Origin of the sequence: Hydrogenophaga sp. (genome assembly GCF_014773545.1) — a bacterium.
In the GTDB taxonomy this organism is placed as follows: domain Bacteria; phylum Pseudomonadota; class Gammaproteobacteria; order Burkholderiales; family Burkholderiaceae_C; genus Hydrogenophaga.
Map to the genome: position 1 here is coordinate 55799 of NZ_SDDV01000008.1, position 19010 is coordinate 74808.

Annotated in this window: 19 protein-coding genes; 8 read left to right on the top strand and 11 right to left on the bottom strand. The window is 65.6% G+C overall.

Going from position 1 to position 19010, the window contains the following annotated elements:
- Positions 1-46: 46 nt before the first annotated feature.
- The gene (locus EST26_RS07465) at positions 47-1066 is read left to right on the top strand and encodes a transglutaminase family protein (protein ID WP_291066654.1); all 1020 of its coding nucleotides are present in this window, start codon (positions 47-49) and stop codon (positions 1064-1066) included.
- Between the two features lie 582 nt (positions 1067-1648).
- Complete coding sequence (locus tag EST26_RS07470; protein WP_291066655.1) at positions 1649-2878, top strand: IS110 family transposase; 1230 nt, start codon at positions 1649-1651, stop codon at positions 2876-2878.
- A gap of 86 nt (positions 2879-2964) precedes the next feature.
- Here EST26_RS07470 and EST26_RS07475 read toward each other — a convergent pair whose 3' ends face one another.
- From EST26_RS07475 to EST26_RS07485, 3 genes are all read right to left on the bottom strand, one after another.
- Positions 2965-3519 carry a histidine phosphatase family protein gene (locus tag EST26_RS07475; protein ID WP_291066657.1) on the bottom strand — a complete coding sequence of 185 codons (555 nt, stop codon included), beginning with the start codon at positions 3517-3519 and terminating at the stop codon, positions 2965-2967.
- Between the two features lie 13 nt (positions 3520-3532).
- On the bottom strand, positions 3533-4357 hold the full coding sequence (locus EST26_RS07480) for an adenosylcobinamide-GDP ribazoletransferase (RefSeq protein WP_291066659.1): 825 nt from the start codon (positions 4355-4357) through the stop codon (positions 3533-3535).
- Between the two features lie 62 nt (positions 4358-4419).
- On the bottom strand, positions 4420-5175 hold the full coding sequence (locus tag EST26_RS07485; protein WP_291066661.1) for a metallophosphoesterase family protein: 756 nt from the start codon (positions 5173-5175) through the stop codon (positions 4420-4422).
- Between the two features lie 243 nt (positions 5176-5418).
- Here EST26_RS07485 and fabG point away from each other — a divergent pair, with 243 nt between their 5' ends.
- Complete coding sequence (gene fabG / locus EST26_RS07490; RefSeq protein ID WP_291066663.1) at positions 5419-6162, top strand: 3-oxoacyl-ACP reductase FabG; 744 nt, start codon at positions 5419-5421, stop codon at positions 6160-6162.
- A gap of 144 nt (positions 6163-6306) precedes the next feature.
- Here the strand turns inward: fabG and rlmB are convergent, their stop codons facing one another.
- Together rlmB and EST26_RS07500 are read right to left on the bottom strand one after the other, a co-directional pair.
- Positions 6307-7050: a 23S rRNA (guanosine(2251)-2'-O)-methyltransferase RlmB gene (gene rlmB, locus EST26_RS07495; protein ID WP_291066665.1), complete on the bottom strand. Its 744-nt coding sequence runs from the start codon at positions 7048-7050 to the stop codon at positions 6307-6309.
- A 39-nt stretch (positions 7051-7089) separates the two neighbouring features.
- Positions 7090-7797 (bottom strand): ABC transporter ATP-binding protein, encoded by a 708-nt coding sequence (locus EST26_RS07500; protein ID WP_291066667.1) that lies wholly within the window; start codon positions 7795-7797, stop codon positions 7090-7092.
- A 44-nt stretch (positions 7798-7841) separates the two neighbouring features.
- Between EST26_RS07500 and EST26_RS07505 the strand changes: the two genes are divergently transcribed.
- Positions 7842-8450 carry an arylesterase gene (locus EST26_RS07505; protein WP_291066733.1) on the top strand — a complete coding sequence of 203 codons (609 nt, stop codon included), beginning with the start codon at positions 7842-7844 and terminating at the stop codon, positions 8448-8450.
- A 23-nt stretch (positions 8451-8473) separates the two neighbouring features.
- Positions 8474-9535 carry a tRNA 2-selenouridine(34) synthase MnmH gene (gene mnmH, locus EST26_RS07510; RefSeq protein WP_291066669.1) on the top strand — a complete coding sequence of 354 codons (1062 nt, stop codon included), beginning with the start codon at positions 8474-8476 and terminating at the stop codon, positions 9533-9535.
- Positions 9536-9583: 48 nt separating this feature from the next.
- Here the strand turns inward: mnmH and leuB are convergent, their stop codons facing one another.
- The 6 genes from leuB to EST26_RS07540 form a co-directional block, all read right to left on the bottom strand.
- On the bottom strand, positions 9584-10660 hold the full coding sequence (gene leuB, locus EST26_RS07515) for a 3-isopropylmalate dehydrogenase (protein WP_291066671.1): 1077 nt from the start codon (positions 10658-10660) through the stop codon (positions 9584-9586).
- A gap of 37 nt (positions 10661-10697) precedes the next feature.
- Positions 10698-11342 (bottom strand): 3-isopropylmalate dehydratase small subunit, encoded by a 645-nt coding sequence (gene leuD, locus EST26_RS07520; protein ID WP_291066673.1) that lies wholly within the window; start codon positions 11340-11342, stop codon positions 10698-10700.
- Between the two features lie 4 nt (positions 11343-11346).
- Positions 11347-11475, bottom strand: a complete 129-nt coding sequence (locus EST26_RS07525) for an entericidin A/B family lipoprotein (RefSeq protein ID WP_291066675.1) — start codon at positions 11473-11475, stop codon at positions 11347-11349.
- A gap of 40 nt (positions 11476-11515) precedes the next feature.
- On the bottom strand, positions 11516-12967 hold the full coding sequence (leuC, locus tag EST26_RS07530) for a 3-isopropylmalate dehydratase large subunit (protein ID WP_291066676.1): 1452 nt from the start codon (positions 12965-12967) through the stop codon (positions 11516-11518).
- Positions 12968-13128: 161 nt separating this feature from the next.
- Complete coding sequence (locus tag EST26_RS07535; protein ID WP_291066678.1) at positions 13129-14028, bottom strand: ribose-phosphate diphosphokinase; 900 nt, start codon at positions 14026-14028, stop codon at positions 13129-13131.
- Positions 14028-15605 carry a thymidine phosphorylase family protein gene (locus tag EST26_RS07540; RefSeq protein WP_291066680.1) on the bottom strand — a complete coding sequence of 526 codons (1578 nt, stop codon included), beginning with the start codon at positions 15603-15605 and terminating at the stop codon, positions 14028-14030. Before EST26_RS07540 ends, EST26_RS07535 begins: the two co-directional genes overlap by 1 nt.
- 87 nt (positions 15606-15692) lie before the next feature.
- Between EST26_RS07540 and EST26_RS07545 the strand changes: the two genes are divergently transcribed.
- From EST26_RS07545 to rapZ, 3 genes are read left to right on the top strand one after another with little or no spacing between them, the layout of a single operon-like run.
- Positions 15693-16247 (top strand): NUDIX hydrolase, encoded by a 555-nt coding sequence (locus tag EST26_RS07545; protein WP_291066682.1) that lies wholly within the window; start codon positions 15693-15695, stop codon positions 16245-16247.
- A gap of 45 nt (positions 16248-16292) precedes the next feature.
- Positions 16293-17954: a DNA repair protein RecN gene (recN, locus tag EST26_RS07550; RefSeq protein ID WP_291066684.1), complete on the top strand. Its 1662-nt coding sequence runs from the start codon at positions 16293-16295 to the stop codon at positions 17952-17954.
- Positions 17951-18889: an RNase adapter RapZ gene (gene rapZ, locus EST26_RS07555; protein ID WP_291066686.1), complete on the top strand. Its 939-nt coding sequence runs from the start codon at positions 17951-17953 to the stop codon at positions 18887-18889. Before recN ends, rapZ begins: the two co-directional genes overlap by 4 nt.
- Positions 18890-19010 lie beyond the last annotated feature (121 nt).

Sequence of the window (19010 nt, forward strand, 5' to 3'; positions counted from 1 at the left end):
CGGCGCGCCCCGCCAGCACAGCCGACAGCCGCCAATCCAGCAAGAAATGAAACTGCGCGTCATCCACCGCACCAGCTACCACTACCAGGACAACGTTGACCTGGCACAGCACATGGTGCACCTCACACCCGTGGACAGCGCCACACAGCGGGTGCTGTCCCACGCGCTGCGGATCGACCCCGAGCCCGCCACCCGCCACGCCATCACCGACGCCTTTGGCAACCACCGCACCTACTTCTCACTGCAGGCGCCGCATGAAACGCTCAGCGTCGAAGCCGACAGCCTCATTCACACCCAGACGGCAACAAACCTGTGCGAGCACCCTCCATGGCAAGACCTGAGGTGGGAGCAGGTGCGCGAGCACTTTCGCTACCGCGCCCAGGCACGCTACGACGCGGCGAGCGAATTTCTCTTCGCCTCGCCCAGGGTGCCGCGCGACGACCGCTTCGCCGCCTTCGTCCGCCCCGCCTTCGCACCTGGCCAGCCCCTGCTTGAAGCCACACGCGCACTGATGGAACGCATCCACACCGAACTGAGCTTTGATGCCGCCAGCACCGATGTCAACACCCCCGCATTGCAGGCACTGGAGCAAGGCAAGGGCGTGTGCCAAGACTTCGCCCACATCATGCTCGGCTGCCTGCGCAGCCTGGGCCTGGCGGCGCGCTACGTCAGTGGCTACCTGCTCACCCAGCCGCCCCCTGGCAAGGCACGCCTGCTCGGCGCCGATGCCTCGCACGCCTGGGTTTCGGTTTATTTGCCGCGGCCGCACGACGCCGGCGCGTCAACACCTGCGCCAACACCTGCGCTAGCGCCAGCCGACAGCGACCCGCCCAGCAGCAACAAAATCATCAGCGGCGCCTGGTTCGACTTCGATCCCACCAACGACCGCTGGGGCTGGGGCAGCCCGGGCGAAGACTACGTAAGGCTTGCCAGCGGGCGCGACTTCTCCGACGTCTCACCCATGCGCGGCGTCATCCAGAGCGGCGCAGCGCACACGCTTGACGTCGCCGTCACCGTCGCGCCGGCAGCCGAACCCGGCCCAGCCAGCGCCAGCCTGTCGCGCTGAGCACCCGACGTGCAAGACCGGCATCGCGCACGCCACACAGGTGGGTGAAAAGCGGCCGCCGCCCGATCAGCCGCCCCCGTGCGCTGCGGCAAGCTTGCCGTAAGCGGTCAAAACACGGCAGCCCCCTACACTGGACGGCAAGAACTCACATGCTGTCACACACGCGGTCACACACCTGCCCAGCGCCGCCCAAGCGGCCAGCTTTCCACGCCGCGTGCTGCTGGCCGTCAGCGGCCTGACGCCGCAGATCGTCACCGAAACCCTGTACGCGCTGGCCGCCGACGAGCACGCGCCCTTTGTGCCGACCTAACTGTCATGAATCTGGGCGACGCCCCGGATGATGAAAGAAACTCGGGGGTGGAGGTGCCGGGGTAGAAGCCGAGAAAATTCTTTGGGGCCACAACCCCGATACCTAACTTGGCGCGCCTTCACCGACTCGTACCCCGAATTGACTCCATCGGTTACCCGATGAGATCTCACGTTAAACAGGGCTGCTGAGCGAACAGCTCAGACAAGCAATTTCGGTGGGGTACCCATGGCACCTCCAGTTTTGAAGTTTACACATCGACTGGAAGGATTCCGATGGACATTGTTCCCATCTACAAACGCGTTATTGGACTGGATGTGCACCAGTCGCAAATCACGGGCTGCGCGATTGTTGAGCAGCCTGACGGCAGCGTGACGCATGAGCTGCGCGAGTTTGGCGGCTTCAAGCGAGACCGCAAGGCACTGGCCGAGTGGGCACGCGCCATTGCCCCCGATGTCGTGGTCATGGAGAGCACCGGCATTTACTGGAAGAGCCCGTATGCGGCACTGGAAGCGGTTGGCATCATCGCCTGGGTCGTCAACGCCCGCCATGTCAAGGCGGTGCCGGGGCGCAAGACCGATGTGGCCGATGCGCAGTGGCTGGCCTCGCTGGCGCGCGCGGGCCTATTGCGGGCCTCCTTCATCGCAGTAGCCGACCTGCGCAGCCTGCGTCACATTGCGCGCCATCGGCAAAAGCTCGGCGGCATGCTCGCCAGCGAGAAGAACCGGCTGCACAAACTCCTCACCGATGCGGGCATCCGTTTGGGCGTGGTGGTGTCGGACTTGCACGGCCAGTCGGCACGCGCCATGGTCAAGGCGCTGATCGAGGGCAAGAGCGTCCCTGAGGTGCTGAACTTGGCCAGCAATCGTCTGCGTGCCAGCCGGGAAGACATCTTTGAGGCGCTGCAGGCCGAGGAAATCACGCCCGCGCATCGTTTTGTTCTGGCCGAGATCATGGCGCATATCGAAGAGCTCGAGGGCCGTATCGCCCGCTTTGACGCGGAGTTGCTGCGCTCCTTGCGGGACGCGGGTTATGGAGTGTCCTTGCGACTGCTGCAAACCTTGCCCGGCATTGACCTGATGGGTGCGGCCATGTTGCTGGTGGAGATTGGCTCGGACATGAGCGTGTTTGGCAGCGCCCAGCGACTGGCCTCTTGGGTAGGCATGTGTCCTGGCAACAACGAATCAGCGGGCAAGCGCAAAAGTGGACGCATCAGCAAGGGCAACGCCTGGGTGCGACGCCTGCTATGCGAGTTTGCGCAGGCCGCCGCGCGCAGCCGCTGCGCCCTTAAAGACAAGTTCCAGGCACTCAACGTGCGCAAGGGGCACAAACGATCCATCGTGGCGCTGGGGCACAAGATGCTGCGCACGATCTACGCCATGTTGAGCAAAAACACCCACTACGTGGATAAAACCGTGGACTACGAGGCCTTGATGGTGGCGCGCAATGCGCCTCGCTGGCTGCAGATGCTGGTCAAGCACGGTTTCGTGCCGAAGCCCGCCTGAGTCACTGACCCATCGCGACTGCCTATTGTGCGCGTGGCCTTGCAGGGGTCAGGAGTCCGTTCGTCTGGAGGTTGGGTTCTTTCACGTTAAATCTGCAGGCAGACAAAAGCTCCAGGCGCAGGGGCGTCGCGCGGCCACTGGCTGGCCGCGCGCAGGGGCGCGCCGCGCGCTGCCAACAGGTATTGCACGGCGCGGATCACGCCGGCGTGTGTAATCCAGACCGCCTGCTGAAGCTGGCCCGATTGCAGCTCCGCCAACGCGGCGCCGACGCGGTCTATCACCTGTTGCGCGCTCTCGACGCCCCCAAAGCGGTGCTGACCGAAATCGGCCAGCCAATCGTCCAGCGCCGCGCGCGGTATCGCACTCCAGGCTTGCAGCTCCCAGCAGCCAAAATTCATTTCATTGAGTCGCGTATCGGCGCGCGGCAAGCCCAAATCGGGGCGCAATCGTTGGATCTCACGCGCCAGTTGCCGCGTTCGCGCCAGACCCGAGACCCAGACCGGCGCCTGCGCTGGCAGCAACTGCGCCAGCGCCTGCGCGGCCCGCCGCGTGTCAAGCGCGTTGGCCGGCAGGTCGCTGGCGCCGTAGCACAAACCATCGGGGCACTCGAGGCGGGCGTGACGCAGCAGCCACAGCTTCATGCGATGCGCAGCCTCAGGACGCCACAGCAGGCAAGGCCAGTGCCAGCCCGAGATAAAACGCCAGCTCGCTGACCTGTTGTGCCGCACCCAGTCCGTCACCGGTAAAACCTTGCAAACGGCGGCGCAGCAAACGCCACGCCCAGAGCAGACCGAGCAACGCACCCAGCACAGCCTGCGGCCAGGGCGCCGCCGGCAGCAGCCACATCACCAGCGCCAACGCCAGCGCCCCCCACAGCAAGGCAACCAGCAAAGCGGCGTTGCCGATGCTGTGCGCCAGCGGCTTGGACTTGGACTGCGGTGTGTCCCCCACGTGCGCCAGCGTGCGAACGATCAACAGCGGCAGCAGGCGCGAAATGACGTGGGCCGCAAACAAGGCCGCCGCAGCCAGCAAGGCACCGGCCTGCGCCAGCAAGGCCAGCAAAGCCACCTTGAGCAGCAGCGCCAGCACCAGCGCCAGCGCGCCAAAGCTGCCGATGCGAGAGTCTTTCATGATCTCCAGCGCGCGTTCGCGCTCGAGCGCGCCGCCCAGGCCGTCGGCCAGGTCGGCCAGACCGTCCTCATGGAAAGCGCCCGTCAGCAGCACACTGAAAACCGTGCTCAGACTGGCCGCCACCCAGGGCGCGGCCGGCAAATCGGGCAGCACCAGCAGCAATGCGTAAAACAGGGCGGCCGTCAAAGCCCCCACCAGCCAGCCCACAGCCGGGAAATGCGCCGCACTGGCGCGCAGCAAGGCCGGGCTAAAGCCCACCCAGCACGCCAGCCGCCCGGTGATCGGAATGCGGGTGAAAAACTGAACCGCGAGCAGAAAATGGCGCACGAAGCGCAGCAGAAAAAACATCTGGTCTGGTCTGCGAAGGGGGTAGGAGACAAGTTTGCCGGGGCAGCGCGTGCGGGTTCAGCTCAGGCCAGACCGCTGCTGAGCCAGCGCGCCCAGTCAGCCGCCCCGTTGCGCTGCGCCTGGGCGGCGGCGGCCTGCCAGTCGTAGGACACGGCAAGCAGCGCCAACGTCCAGCCGCCGGCCGGGTCTGATTCGCACAGCGCGTAGCGCGCGTGCGGACTACCGCTTTGGTGGACGTGATACGCCAGGTGATCGTCGTCGAACGCCGGCAGGCCGACACTGCCGGGGTTGACGCACAAGGTGCGTGCAGCCGTCGGCAGTTGCAGCACGCGCGGCAGGTGGCTGTGGCCACACAGCAACAGCGCAGCACCCTGCCCCGGCGTGCCTGCCAGACGCTGCGCCACTTCGGCGGCACTGGCCGGACGCGAACCGCCGGAATCGACGGTCTCGAGCAGGTATTCGCAGTCCTTGTCGGGTCGGCCATGGCAAACGTACACCTGCTCGTCCAGCCAGAGCTGCGTTGGCAGCGCAGCCAGCCAGGCACGCTGGGCTGCGCTGGTGTGGGCAAAAGCATAGCCGTCGCCGCTGCTGTCAGCGTCGCGGCTGGCGCAACTGAGCAACTGACGCTCGTGGTTGCCGGCCACGGTCGGCAGATCGAGCGCCATCAGCCGCTCGGCGGTTTCAGCGGGCCACAGCGGGCCGCTCAGAATATCGCCGCAGTTGACCACCATGTCGGCCCCGCGCCGGGCAATGTCGGCCCATACGGCATCGAGCGCGGGCAGGTTGCCATGAATGTCGGAGATGACAGCAATACGCATGGCCTTGACCCGGGACGCGGATGTGAACGAATCGATGTGGCCGATTGTAGGCAGCGGGGAAGTATTTTCAACCCCGGCACAAGCGCGTCACAAACGGCAACTAAACTGCTGGAGCAAAATCACTGGTTGGCGCTTGCAGTGACATAAACCGGCGTAAAAACTCGCTTCATGTCACTGAATTTGTTACACCTTCATTCCTACTCCGCCACGGCTGCCCACCGCCGAAGAAAAACCCCAATCGCCATGAACCGACTCGAAGGAAAAGTCTGCATCATCACCGGTGCCGCCCAGGGCATTGGCTTGGCCAGCGCGCTCAAATTTGCCCGCGAGGGCGCAATCGTCGTCGTCTGCGACATCAAAGCAGACGCCGTTGCAGCGGTCGTGCAACAGTGCCAGGCCGTTGGTGCCTCTGCCGTCGGCTTCGATCTGGACGTGACGCAGCGCAGCGCAGTCGACGCCGTGGTGGCGCAGGTCAAGGCGCGTTTTGGCCGCATCGACGTATTGGTCAACAACGCCGGCATCACCCAAGACGCGCGCTTGCAAAAAATGACAGTCGAGCAGTTCGACCGGGTGATAGACGTCAACCTGCGTGGCGCTTTCCATTGCGCGCAGGCGGTGGCCGACACCATGGTCGAACAAGGCAGCGGTGTGATCCTGAATTCGAGTTCGGTGGTTGGCATTTACGGCAACTTCGGCCAGACCAACTATGCCGCCAGCAAATTCGGCGTGATCGGTTTCACCAAGACCTGGAGCCGCGAACTCGGCCCCAAAGGGGTGCGCGTCAACGCGGTGGCGCCGGGCTTCATCGCCACACCGATACTGGCGAGTATTCCAGAAAAAGTGCTGACCGACATGCAGCACCGGGTGCCGCTGCGCCGTCTGGGCCAGCCGGAAGAAGTCGCCAACGTCTACGCCTTTCTCGCCAGCGACGAAGCCAGCTACATCAACGGCGCAGTCATCGAGGTTGCAGGCGGACTGTCTTTGTAGCATCCACTGTTACGCCAACGCTCCCATCGTCAGCTTGGCCCTGGGCTCGGAGTGCGTGGCCGAGCAGCGGGTGCGCGCTCACTCAGCTCAGCGTCGTGCTCGCCTCGGCGCCGGTCATGATCCGCAGAACCGGTTTTGACCGCCTCAACTGCGCTGGCGCAGCGCTTCGTACAGACACACGCCGCTGGCGACCGAGACGTTAAGGCTTTCGACCGCACCGCGCATAGGGATGCGCAGCAGCTCGTCGCAGGTCTTGCGCGTGAGTTGGCGCATGCCGTCACCCTCGGCGCCCAACACCAGCGCGAGCGGGCCTTTGAGGTCCGTCTGGTAGAGCGTCTGGGGTGCGTCGTCGCTGGCGCCCAGCACCCGGATGTGGCGCTCTTTGAGTTCGCCCAGGGTGCGCGCGAGGTTGGTGACCATGAAGTAAGGCATGGTCTCGGCGGCACCGCTGGCGACCTTGGCCACGGTGGCGTTGACGCCGGCGGCGTGATCCTTGGGAGCGATCACGGCATGCGCACCAGCGCCGTCGGCCACGCGCAAACAAGCCCCGAGGTTGTGCGGATCGGTAATGCCGTCTAGCACCAGCAGCAGCGGCGCCGTGCCGGCGGCTTCGATCTGTTCGAGCAGATCGTCGAGCGAATGCAGCGCCGGCAGCGCCTGCACCCGCGCCGCCAGGCCCTGGTGGCCGTGGCTGCCCGCCAACTTGGCGATGCGCAAAGCGTCGGCCTCGATCAGCCGCACCTGGGCCTCCTGGGCCCGCGCCACAAACTGACGCATGCGCGCGTCGCGCCGGCTGGCATCGAAGTAGATTTCGACGATCGATTGCGGCGCGGTTTTCAGACGCACGCCCACGGCGTGAAAGCCGAACAGCACTTTGGAACCAGACATGGCCGCATTATCCGGGATCGCCCGCTGCGGCAGCGCGCCTCAGGCAAGCGCGCCGTCCCACACCGGATCGGGGACGATCTGGCCGGCTTCGATCACGATGCGGCGCTCGCAGCGCCGGGCAATTTCGTCGTCGTGCGTCACCAGCACCAGCGTGGTGCCCAGTTCCCGGTTGAGCTCGAACATCAGCTCCATGACCTTGCCGCCGGTGACAAAATCCAGGCTGCCGGTAGGCTCGTCGGCCAGCAAGACGGCCGGCCTGACGACGAAGGCGCGCGCCAGCGCCACGCGCTGTTGCTCGCCGCCCGACAGCAGCCTGGGATAGTGCGCCAGCCGCTCGCCCAGACCGACGCGGCGCAGCATCTGGGTGGCGCAGGCGCGCGCGTCGCGCCGACCGGCCAGCTCCAGCGGCAGCATCACGTTCTCCAGCGCGCTCAGGTTGCCCAGCAACTGAAAACTCTGAAACACGAAGCCCAGCTTCTGCGCCCGCAGGGCGGCGCGCTGATCTTCGTCGAGGGCGAACAGATCGACGCCGTCGATGCGAACCGTACCGCTGCTGGGCGTATCCAATCCCGCCACGATAGACAGCAGCGTGCTCTTGCCCGAGCCCGAGGCACCGACGATGGCGGTGGTTTGACCCCGTTTCAGGGTGAAATCGACATCGCGCAAAATGCACAGTTCGCCGCTGGAGTCGGCAACCGATTTGCACACCTGCGAAACGACAATCATGGCAATCGTTGCATCGGACATGAAAGGGCTTTGATTTGAAACGACGCGACTTTACCGCACTGGCGCTGCTGGGTCCGGCCGTGGTTCACTCCAAGCCCGTTCCGCCCGGCCCCGAGCGCGTGCTGCTGGTGTTGGGCGACTCGCTGAGCGCCGAATACGGCCTGCGCCGCGGCAGCGGCTGGGTGGCCCTGCTGCAAGAGCGGCTGGCCCGGGACAATCTGGCCGCGCGCGTGGTGAACGCCAGCATCAGCGGCGACACCAGCTCGGGTGGGCGCTCGCGTCTGCCCGCGCTGCTGCGCCGGCACCAGCCCGCCGTGCTGCTGCTGCAACTCGGCAGCAACGACGCCCTGCGCGGCCTGCCGCTGAACATGACGCGCGACAACCTGAGCTTCATGGCGCGCTTGGCCCGCGCGGGCGGCGCGCGCGTGCTGCTGCTGGGCATGGACATGCCGCCCAACTACGGCAGCGCCTTGCGGCAGCAGTTTCGTGCCGTGTTCAGCCAGGTGGCGCAGGCCGAACAGGCCGCGCTGGTGCCGTTCCTGCTCAGTGGCGTGGCGGACCGGGCCGACCCGACCGAACTGTTTCAGGCCGACCGCATTCACCCCAACGAAGCCGCGCAAGCGCTCATGCTGGCCAACGTCTGGCCGGTGCTGCGCGGCTTGCTGCCGCGCTGAGGCCCAGCAAGCAGCGCAACCCCATGCCGATTCATACCCTGAACGCGACCCAAGCCCTGTTGCGGCTGGCTGATTTCGACTGCGTAATCGATGCCCGCAGCGAAGACGAATACGCGCTCGACCACCTGTTTGGCGCCCTCAACTGGCCCACGCTGCACAACGCCGAGCGCGCGCACATAGGCACCCTCTACAAACAGGTCAGCGCGTTTGAAGCCAGGAAGCACGGAGCGGTTGTAGCGGCGCGCAATATTGCCGCCCACATCGAACGTGAAATCATCGGCAAGCCCAAACACTGGCGCGCGCTGCTGTATTGCTGGCGCGGTGGTCAGCGCAGCGGCGCGCTGGCCACCGTACTGGGCGCGATCGGGTTTCAGATCACGCTGATCGAAGGCGGCTACAAAGCCTGGCGCGCCGCCCTGCTGGCCGACCTGCCAGCGCAAGCCGCGCGCCTGCGCTACCGTGTGCTCTGCGGCCCCACCGGCAGCGGCAAAACCCGCTTGCTGCAAGCGCTGGCCGCGCAGGGCGCGCAGGTACTTGACCTGGAAGCCTTGGCCTGCCACCGCAGCTCGGTGCTGGGCCATGTGCCCGGTCGGCCGCAGCCGAGCCAGAAAGCCTTTGACTCGCACATCTGGCACGCCTTGCGCCACTTTGACCCGGCACGGCCGGTTTTTCTGGAGAGCGAAAGCAAGAAAGTCGGCAACCTGCACCTGCCAGACGCCCTGGTCGAGGCGATGCGTGCCAGCCCCTGCACCGACCTGCAATTGGCCACGGCCGAGCGCGTCGAGCTGCTGCTGCAAGACTACGATTATTTCGTGCAGGACCCGGCGTTCTTTTGTCGGCGCCTGCACGCCCTGACGCAAGCCTGCGGCAAGAGCGTGGTCGAGCACTGGATCGAGCTGGTGCAGCGCGGGCAGACGGCAGCGGTGGTGGAGCAATTGCTGCGCCGGCATTACGACCCGCTATACGCGCAATCGATGGCGCGCCACTTCAGCCGGTTCGCACAAACGCGCGACTGCGTCGTGCTGCACGACCGCTCGGCCGCGTCGCTGCAAGCCGCCGCCCGGCGCTTGCTGGAGCAAGCCTGAGCCAGCGCTGAGCCCTGAGCGCTGAGCCCTGAGCGCTGGCGCGCAGCGTCAGCTCGCGCGCAGCGCCTTGACCACGGCGTCACCCATCTCGCGCGTGCCGACCCGGGTGCTACCGGGGCTGAAAATGTCGGCGGTGCGCAAACCCTGGGCCAACACGGCTTGCACCGCGGCCTCGATGCGCTGCGCCGCCGCCGGCTGGTTCAGGCTAAAGCGCAGCATCATGGCCGCGCTCAGAATGGTCGCCAGCGGATTGGCCACGCCCTGGCCGGCAATATCGGGTGCGCTGCCGTGGCTGGGCTCGAACAAACCCTGGTTGCGGGCGTTGAGCGAGGCCGAAGGCAGCATGCCGATAGAGCCCGTCAGCATGGCTGCTTCGTCGCTCAAAATGTCGCCAAACAGGTTGCCGGTGACGATGACGTCAAACTTCTTCGGCGCGCGCACCAGTTGCATGGCGGCGTTGTCTACATACATGTGTTCGAGTTCGACGTCTGGGTACTGCTGGTGCACCTCGGTCAGCACGTCGCGCCAGAACTGAAACGTCTCCAGCACGTTGGCCTTGTCGACGCTGGTGACTTTTTTCTGCCGCTTGCGCGCCGCCTGGAACGCCACATGGGCAATGCGCTCGATCTCGGGCTTGCTGTAGCGCATGGTATCGAAGGCTTCTTCGGCACCGGGAAAGTGGCCATCAGTGGCCACACGGCGTCCGCGTGGTTGACCAAAGTAAATGTCGCCGGTCAGCTCGCGGATGATGAGGATGTCCAGGCCGGCGATCAGCTCGGGCTTGAGACTGGAGGCGGCAACCAGTTGCTGGTAGCAAATGGCGGGGCGCAGGTTGGCAAACAGCTTCAGGTGTTTGCGCAGGCCCAAAATTGCCTGTTCGGGGCGCAAGCTGCGCTCGAGCCGGTCGTATTTCCAGTCGCCCACGGCGCCGAACAAGACCGCGTCGGCCGCCTGGGCCAGACGCAGCGTCGAATCGGGCAGTGGGTGGCCGTGCGCCTCGTAGGCGGCACCGCCGACCAGGGCGTGTTCCAGCTCCAGGCTCAGATCGAGCGCTTGCAACACCTTGAGTGCTTCGGCGACGATTTCGGTGCCTATGCCGTCACCAGGGAGAACTGCGATTTTCATGTTTTGGGTGTGTGAAGGGGAGCCGGCGGCGGCGCAGCTACAGGGTGTTGGCCAGCCAGGGTTTGCTGGCCAGGCGTTGCGCCTCGAAGGCGGCGATCTTGTCCTTGTGGCGCAGGGTCAGGCCAATGTCGTCGAGTCCGTTGAGCAGGCAGTATTTGCGAAATGGCTGCACCTCGAACGCGATTTCCTCGCCCTGCGGCTTGATCACGAGCTGGCGCTCCAGGTCGATCAGCAACTGATAGCCTGGGAAGGCGTGTACCTCGTCGAACAACTGCGCCACCGTCTGCGCCGGCAACGGGATCGGCAGCAGGCCGTTCTTGAAACAGTTGTTGAAAAAAATGTCGGCGAAGCTGGGCGCGATGATGGCACGAAAACCGTACTGCTCAATCGCCCACGGCGCGTGTTCGCGGCTGGAGCCGCAACCAAAATTCTTGCGCGCCAGCAACACGCTGGCGCCGGCGTAACGCGGCTGGTTGAGCACAAAGTCTGGGTTGGGCTGGCGAGATGCCGGGTCTTGGCCCGGTTCGCCTTTGTCCAGGTAGCGCCATTCGTCAAACAGATTCGGGCCAAAGCCGGTCTTGCGGATCGACTTGAGGAACTGCTTGGGGATGATGGCGTCGGTATCGACGTTTTCGCGGTCCATCGGGGCCACCAGGCCCCGATGCAGAGTAAATTTTTTCATGGGCTCAGCGTCTGGCGGCGTCTTGCAGCACCTGGCCGCCGCGTTGCACGTCTTGGCCAATGCCTTGCACCGTGTTGCAGCCCGCCAGCGCCAGCAACAGACTGGCAAGAAACAGGGTAGTGACGAGTTTCATGGGTTTTCCTCTCGGTAAAAACACGCGCTCGAACCGACGCTCAGGCCAGTTGCCGCACGTCAACGAAATGGCCGTGCACGGCCGCTGCTGCCGCCATCGCGGGCGAGACCAGGTGGGTGCGCCCGCCCGCGCCCTGACGGCCTTCGAAGTTGCGGTTGCTGGTGGAGGCGCAGCGTTCGCCTGGCTCCAGCCGGTCGGCGTTCATGGCCAGACACATCGAACAGCCGGGTTCACGCCACTCAAAACCAGCCGCCTTGAAGATATGGTGCAAGCCCTCGCGCTCGGCTTGCTCCTTGACCAGCCCGGAGCCTGGCACCACCAGCGCCTGCTTGATGTTTTTGGCCACTTTTTGCCCTATCCTTTGCACCACCGCAGCGGCTTCGCGCAGGTCTTCGATGCGGCTGTTGGTACATGAACCGATGAACACCTTGTCGACAAAAATATCGTTCATGGGCTTGCCCGGCGTCAGCGCCATGTAGCCGAGCGCGCGCTCGATGGCGGCGCGCTTGTTGGCGTCTTTCTCCTGCTCGGGGTCGGGCACCCGGGCGTCGATGCCGAGCACCATCTCGGGCGATGTGCCCCAACTGACCTGCGGCACGATGCGGCCGGCATCGAGTTCGACCACGGCGTCAAAATGGGCGTCGGCGTCTGAATGCAGGCCGCGCCAATATGCCAGCGCCTGTTCCCACAGCGGGCCGCCGACAAAACGACCGCTTGGGCGGTCAAGACCCGGCGCCAGCGCCCGGCCCTGCAAGTAGGCGATGGTTTTCTCGTCCACCGCCACCAGACCGGCGCGCGCGCCGCCCTCGATGGCCATGTTGCAGACTGTCATGCGGCCCTCGATCGACAGCGCCCGAATCGCACTGCCGGCAAATTCAATCGTGTAGCCGGTGCCGCCGGCGGTGCCGATGTGGCCGATGATGGCCAGCACCATGTCCTTGGCGCTGCAACCGGGCGCCAGCTCGCCGTCGACCCGCACCAGCATGTTTTTGGCTTTTTTGGCCAGCAGGGTCTGCGTCGCCATGACGTGCTCGACCTCGCTGGTGCCAATGCCGTGCGCCAGCGCGCCAAATGCGCCGTGGGTCGAGGTGTGGCTATCGCCGCAGACCACCGTCATGCCCGGCAAGGTGGCGCCGTTTTCCGGCCCGATCACGTGCACGATGCCCTGACGCCGGGACATGAAAGGGAAATACGCGGCCGCGCCAAATTCGGCGATATTGCTATCGAGCGTGCGAATCTGCTCTTTGCTGACCGCGTCGGTGATGCCGTCGTAGCCCAGCTCCCAGCCGGTGGTCGGCGTATTGTGGTCGGCCGTGGCCACCACCGAACTGATGCGCCAGAGCTTGCGGCCGGCCTGACGCAAACCCTCAAAGGCCTGCGGGCTGGTGACTTCGTGCACCAGGTGCCGGTCGATGTAGAGCACGGCGGTGCCGTCGTCCTCGGTGTGGACGACGTGTTCGTCCCATATCTTGTCGTAGAGCGTGCGTCCCATGAAAATCCTTTGGCGCCTGGTTGAACCCGATTTTATTCTTTGCGCCGTCTGTCAGCACGCCCTGCCCTTTGCACGCCATCAGAGTAATTTACCGAGTTGTCGGCAAGGTCGCCGAAATTCCGCGCGTGAAACATGCAGCGCAGAAATGGCCTTGAGAGACTTCAAAGGCTGCGCAGCGCAGCCGCCAGCGCCGGGACGATGCTGACGGAGTTGCTCGGGTGGGCGATGCAATCGGTGCTCCAGATCGCGCCGACACCGGCGGCGCGCACGCGGTCTTCGGCGCCCGGGGCAAACAGCGCATGCGTCAGCGCCACATCGACCGAAGCCACCCCGGCGGCACGCAGCAGCTCGCAGGCGCGCGCCAGCGTGTGCCCTGAGCTGACCACATCGTCGATCAGCACCACCGCCCGCCCGGCCAACGGCAGCGCCGGCAGCTCGATCTCGACCTGATGGTCACCGTGCCGCAGCTTGCGGCAGACGGCATAGTCCCAGCCATGGCCTTGCGCCGCCCGCGCAACCCACTGCAAAGCCTCCTCGTCGGGCCCGAGCAGCAGCACCTCGGCGCGCTGGCGGGCAATGTGATCGGCCAGCAGCGGCGCAGCACTCAGCGCCAGCGCCTGCACCTGCGGCAGCACCTCGGACAGCGAGGCCACGCGGTGCAGGTGCGGATCGACGGTGATGACGGCGTCGAACAAGCCAGCCAGAAAATCGCCGACGATGCGCTGGCTGACCGCCTCGCCCGGATGGAACGCCGTATCCTGCCGCATATAGGCCAGGTAGGGCGCGACCAGGGTCAGGTGGCGCGCGCCCAGCGTGCGGGCGCTGCGCGCGCACAGCAATAATTCGAGCAGCTTTTCGTTCGGCTGCTGCAGGCTGCGCCAGATCACCACGCGCGCGGGCAGTGCCGATGGCAGGCGCAGCCGCAATTCACCATCGGGAAAGCGGTGGCGCTCGACCTGCGCCCAGACAAGCCCGGCGGCATCGGCCGCGGCCTTTGCGATGCCCTGTTCGTCGTCGAAGCACAGCAGGCAGCCTCCTGCGGCGGCAATCGGATCAGCCATCAGAACTCCACGAACACGTGCGGCACCTGCGCCGCGCTGCCGATGCGGTAGCCGCTGGCCTGGGCGCTGGCCTGGCGGGCAAATTCCAGATCGGCCGAGTAACTGGCATAGACGCGGTACAGCAGATCGCCCGCCGCCACCGTCTCGCCCAGTTTGACATTCAGATCGACTCCGGCGCCCTTGACTTTGGGGGCGCCGGCCAGCCGCGCCACGCGCGCGATCTGGCGGTTGTCGATGTCGATCACCGCGCCAGCCTCGGTGGCACGCACCTCCAAGGTCAGCGCACCCAGCGGCGGGTGCTGGTGGTCGAAGTCGCGCGCACCCTGGGCTGCGATGATGGCACGCATCTGCGCTAGGGCGCGGCCCGAGTCGAGAATGTCGCGGGCCAGTTTGTAACCGTCGCCGCCGCGCACATCGGGGCTGCATTCGATGATGCGCCCGGCCAGCCGCAGCGACTTTTGGCGCAGATCATCCGGCGCGCGTGGATCGTTTTCCAGCACCTGCATGACGTCGCGCGCCTCCAGCACCGGCCCGACGCCGCAGCCCACCGGCTGGCGGCCGTCGGTGATGACGACCTCGAGCGAGAGCTGCAGGCGCTGCGCGACGTACTCGAACAAACGGCGCAGACGCTGCGCTTCGGGCATGGAGCGCACCTTGGCGCTGGGGCCAATCGGAATATCGAGCACCAAATGGGTGGCGCCAGCGGCTATTTTTTTCGACAGGATGGAGGCCACCATCTGCCCGGGCGAGTCGATCGACAGCGGCCGCTCGACCGAAATCAGCACGTCGTCGGCCGGCGACAAATCAGCCGTACCGCCCCAGGCCAGACAAGCCCGGTGTTTGCGCACCAAGCCGGTGAGCTGCTCGAACGGCAGTTCGACGTTGGCCAGCACTTCCATGGTGTCGGCAGTACCGGCGGGCGAAGTGATGGCGCGCGACGAGGTCTTGGGAAACACCAGCCCGTAGGCGGAAACGATGGGCACCACCAACATGGAAGTGCGGTTGCCTGGAATGCCGCCGATGCAGTGCTTGTCGACCACCAGCGAGGCGTGCCAGTCGAGCCGACGTCCGCTGGCGACCATTGCATCGCACAGGAAATACACCTCTTCGCGGTCGAGTTCGCTGCGGTTGCAGGCCACCACAAAGGCGGTCAGCTCGATCTTGGAGTAGCGCAGCGCGGCGATGTCGCGCACGATGGCGCCAAAGTCGGCGCGGCTCAGGCGCTCGCCGTTGATTTTGCGAAACAGTGCCGGAATCGATTCGGGCGGCTCGGCCTGCGACACCGCCACCGGGTGGCCGTCGGCCGCCTTGAGCTGGGCAAACGCGTCGCGCGACAAACCCAGCTCCTGGCAGCCAACGATGCTGGCGTCATCGACCACGTTGAGCGTGGCCAGAATGCATTTGCCGTTGGCGCGGATTTCCACTTTCGAGAGGGCCTGAAAACCCTCGGCACGATAGACCGCGCAGTCGCGATGCAAATAGGCCACGTTCTCGTGGTAAGTGTCGATGGCGACGCGGCGCAGCGTCAGACCATGGGCGTGCCATTCGTGGGCTACAGGTTCATGGGCGGCTTGCATGCCCGAACGATACACCGATACCGCTGCCGGCAGGCGGCGCGTTGATGAGACGGCGACCGATCTGGTTTTCCCCCTACACTTTGCGCCATGCAGCGCAGCCCGATCCAACATTGCAAACAATGCGGCAACCGCGTCGTCTACCGCATCCCGGACGACGGCGACACCCGCGCGCGCGCGGTCTGCCCGGCCTGCGGCACCATTCACTATGAAAACCCGCTCAACGTCGTCGGCACCGTGGCGGTGTGGGGCGAGTCGGGCGAGTACGTGCTGCTGTGCCAGCGCAACATCGAGCCGCGCCGCGGCAAGTGGACTTTGCCGGCCGGCTTTTTGGAGCTGGGCGAGACCACCGCCGAAGGCGCGGCGCGCGAAACCACCGAGGAAGCTGGCGCGCAGTTTGAAATCGGCGCCATTTTCACGCTGATGAACGTGGCGCGCGTCGGCCAGGTACACCTGTACTACCGGGCGCGCCTGCTCAACACCCACTTCCAGCCCGGCAGCGAAACGATTCAAGCGCGCCTGTTCAGCGAGGCCGAGATTCCCTGGGACGAGATCGCCTTTCGCACCGTGAAGGAAACGCTGGACTGTTATTTTTCTGACCGCCGCCGCGGCCGCTTCGAGTTTCACACCCGCGACATCGTCTGAGCGGGTCTGTTGCCTATTCGACAATTTTCACTCAATGCCGCGTTTATGAGTCTTAGACGCATCGTTTTGCGCGACTTCGTCATCGTGCAGGAACTCGAGCTGGAGTTGCGCGCGTGCTTTTGCGTGCTGACCGGCGAAACCGGGGCCGGCAAGTCGATCCTGATCGACGCCTTGCAGCTCGCGCTGGGCGCGCGCGCCGATAGCGGCGTGGTGCGCGAAGGCGCTGCGCGCTGCGAGGTCGCGGTCGAATTCGATCTACCCGGCACGCTGCTGCCCTGGCTGGCAGAACAGGGTTTGAGCGCCGAAGACAACAACCTGCTGCTGCGCCGCACGGTCGACGCCGACGGCCGCAGCCGCGCCTGGATCAACGGCAGCGCCGCCACCCTGAACCAACTCAGGGCGCTGGCCGGCGAACTGGTGGACATTCACGGCCAGCACGCCTGGCAAAGCCTGACGCGCCCGGACGCGGTGCGCCAACTGCTCGACGGCTTCGCCGCCCTCGACACAGCAGCCGCGCAGCGCTGCTGGACCCACTGGCGCGTGCAGCGCAAAGCACTGCAGGGCGCGCGCGAGCGCCAGCACAGCCTGCAGCAAGAGCGTGAGCGCCTGAGCTGGCAGATTGGCGAGATCGACCAACTCGCGCCGCAGCCCGGCGAATGGCAGGATCTGAATCAACAACACAGCCGCCTGGCCCATGCGCAGGCGCTGTTGAGCGCAGCACAAACCGCCACCGCCGCACTGGCTGAGGACGACAGCAACGCAACCCGCCTGTTGCACCGCGCCTGCAACGCCTTGGCCGCGCAGGCCCACATCGAACCACGCCTGGGCGCTGCTGCCGAACAACTGCAAGCCGCCCTGGCGCAGGTGGACGACAGCGTGCACAGCCTGCGCCAGTACGCCCGCTCGATCGACCTGGACCCGGCCAGCCTGGACAGCCTGGATCAGCGCTTGGCGCAGTGGATTGCGCTGGCACGCCGGCAGCGCTGCGCGCCCGAAGACCTGGCCACGCTGCACGTGCAGCGCAAAGCCGAACTATCGGCCCTGGAGCAAGCGCTCGACCTGGACGCGCTGCTGCTGGCCGAACGCCAGGCCTGGGACGTGCTGCAGGCTGAAATGCAGGACTTGTCAAACCAGCGCCAGCAAGCCGCACCCCGGCTGGCGCAGGCCGTGACCCAGACCATGCAGACGCTGGGCCTGCAAGGAGGCTGCTTCGAGGTCGAGCTGCTTCGGCTGGATGAGCCGCAGCCGCACGGCTGGGATCAGGTCGAATTCCTGGTCGCCGGCCACAGCGGCGTGACGGCGCGCCCGATCGGAAAAGTCGCCTCGGGGGGCGAGCTCGCGCGCATCGCGCTGGCCATTTCGGTCGTCACCAGCCGCTTGGGACAGGCACCCACGCTGATCTTCGACGAAGTTGACGCCGGCATTGGCGGCATGGTGGGGCACACTGTGGGGCAACTGCTGCGCCAACTCGGCGCCGAGCGCCAGGTGCTGGCCGTGACCCACTTGGCGCAGGTGGCGGCCTGCGCCCAGCAACACCTGCTGGTGAACAAACAGCAAAGCGGCGGGCAAACCGTCAGTACGGTGCAGGAAATCGAGCAGTCGGCACGCGTGCGCGAGCTCGCGCGCATGCTCGGTGGCGGCGAAAGTTCACAAGCCTCGCTGGCGCACGCACGCGAAATGCTCGCCCAACCACAAGACAGACCATGATCTTGCTGCCCACACCTGGTGTGCATCTGATACTCATCACCGGCATGTCCGGCTCGGGCAAGTCGGTCGCGCTCACGGCGCTGGAAGACGTAGGCTTCTACTGTGTCGACAACCTGCCACCCGAGTTGCTGACGGCTTTCATCGAACTCGATCAAAGCCACCGCGCCAACAAGGTTGCGATAGCCATTGACGTGCGCAGCGCCGCTTCTCTGCCGGGACTGCCGCAACGTCTGGCCGAGCTGCCGCACCACCCCGAACGCCCGGTGCAATTGACGACGCTGTTTCTCGACGCCACCACCGACACCTTGGTGCGGCGCTTTTCCGAAACGCGCCGCCTGCACCCGCTCTCGCTCCAGTCCACCCCGCAGGGCAAGCAACAGCACTGCGACCTGAGCGACGCCATCGAGCACGAACGCGAATTGCTCAGCGAGTTGCGCGAACAAGCCCTGGTGCTCGACACCAGCCTGATGCTGCCGGCCCAGTTGCGCAGCCAGATCAAGAGCCTGCTGGGACCGGTGCAAGCGCCGCTGACGCTGGTGTTCGAGTCGTTTGCCTTCAAACGCGGCCTGCCGATGGACGCCAACTTCGTGTTTGACGTGCGCATGCTGCCCAACCCGCATTACGAAGCCGCGCTCAAGGCCATGAACGGACGCGATGCGCCGGTGGCGGCGTTTCTGGCGGCGCAAGCCGAGGTGGTTCAAATGCAACAGCAGATCACGCAATTTCTGCGCCTGTGGCTGCCGCAGATGTTGCGCGACCACCGCAGCTACGTCACGGTGGCGATTGGCTGCACCGGCGGCCAGCACCGATCGGTCTATCTGGTCGAGCAGTTGGCCATGACTTTTTCCAGCGACTGGGCCACACGCGTACGCCACCGCGAAATCGACGGCTGGCCGACGCGGCCAGCGCGGCCGATCGGTGGCGATTTTGCATAGCCAACGGGCATGACTTTGAAAGCCACCCCGGAAAATGAAAGTCATGCCCGTTCTCCCTCACCCCCAACCCCTCTCCCGCACGCGGGAGAGGGGAGCGAAGTGAGTCGCAGCCCGACTTTCA

Bases quoted from the DNA above. Each gene is read 5' to 3' on its own strand.
- EST26_RS07465 (WP_291066654.1), top strand. From the start codon at position 47: ATGAAACTGCGCGTCATCCACCGCACCAGCTACCACTACCAGGACAAC.
- EST26_RS07470 (WP_291066655.1), top strand. From the start codon at position 1,649: ATGGACATTGTTCCCATCTACAAACGCGTTATTGGACTGGATGTGCAC.
- EST26_RS07475 (WP_291066657.1), bottom strand. From the start codon at position 3,519: ATGAAGCTGTGGCTGCTGCGTCACGCCCGCCTCGAGTGCCCCGATGGT.
- EST26_RS07480 (WP_291066659.1), bottom strand. From the start codon at position 4,357: ATGTTTTTTCTGCTGCGCTTCGTGCGCCATTTTCTGCTCGCGGTTCAG.
- EST26_RS07485 (WP_291066661.1), bottom strand. From the start codon at position 5,175: ATGCGTATTGCTGTCATCTCCGACATTCATGGCAACCTGCCCGCGCTC.
- fabG (WP_291066663.1), top strand. From the start codon at position 5,419: ATGAACCGACTCGAAGGAAAAGTCTGCATCATCACCGGTGCCGCCCAG.
- rlmB (WP_291066665.1), bottom strand. From the start codon at position 7,050: ATGTCTGGTTCCAAAGTGCTGTTCGGCTTTCACGCCGTGGGCGTGCGT.
- EST26_RS07500 (WP_291066667.1), bottom strand. From the start codon at position 7,797: ATGTCCGATGCAACGATTGCCATGATTGTCGTTTCGCAGGTGTGCAAA.
- mnmH (WP_291066669.1), top strand. From the start codon at position 8,474: ATGCCGATTCATACCCTGAACGCGACCCAAGCCCTGTTGCGGCTGGCT.
- leuB (WP_291066671.1), bottom strand. From the start codon at position 10,660: ATGAAAATCGCAGTTCTCCCTGGTGACGGCATAGGCACCGAAATCGTC.
- leuD (WP_291066673.1), bottom strand. From the start codon at position 11,342: ATGAAAAAATTTACTCTGCATCGGGGCCTGGTGGCCCCGATGGACCGC.
- EST26_RS07525 (WP_291066675.1), bottom strand. From the start codon at position 11,475: ATGAAACTCGTCACTACCCTGTTTCTTGCCAGTCTGTTGCTGGCGCTG.
- leuC (WP_291066676.1), bottom strand. From the start codon at position 12,967: ATGGGACGCACGCTCTACGACAAGATATGGGACGAACACGTCGTCCAC.
- EST26_RS07535 (WP_291066678.1), bottom strand. From the start codon at position 14,028: ATGGCTGATCCGATTGCCGCCGCAGGAGGCTGCCTGCTGTGCTTCGAC.
- EST26_RS07540 (WP_291066680.1), bottom strand. From the start codon at position 15,605: ATGCAAGCCGCCCATGAACCTGTAGCCCACGAATGGCACGCCCATGGT.
- EST26_RS07545 (WP_291066682.1), top strand. From the start codon at position 15,693: ATGCAGCGCAGCCCGATCCAACATTGCAAACAATGCGGCAACCGCGTC.
- recN (WP_291066684.1), top strand. From the start codon at position 16,293: ATGAGTCTTAGACGCATCGTTTTGCGCGACTTCGTCATCGTGCAGGAA.
- rapZ (WP_291066686.1), top strand. From the start codon at position 17,951: ATGATCTTGCTGCCCACACCTGGTGTGCATCTGATACTCATCACCGGC.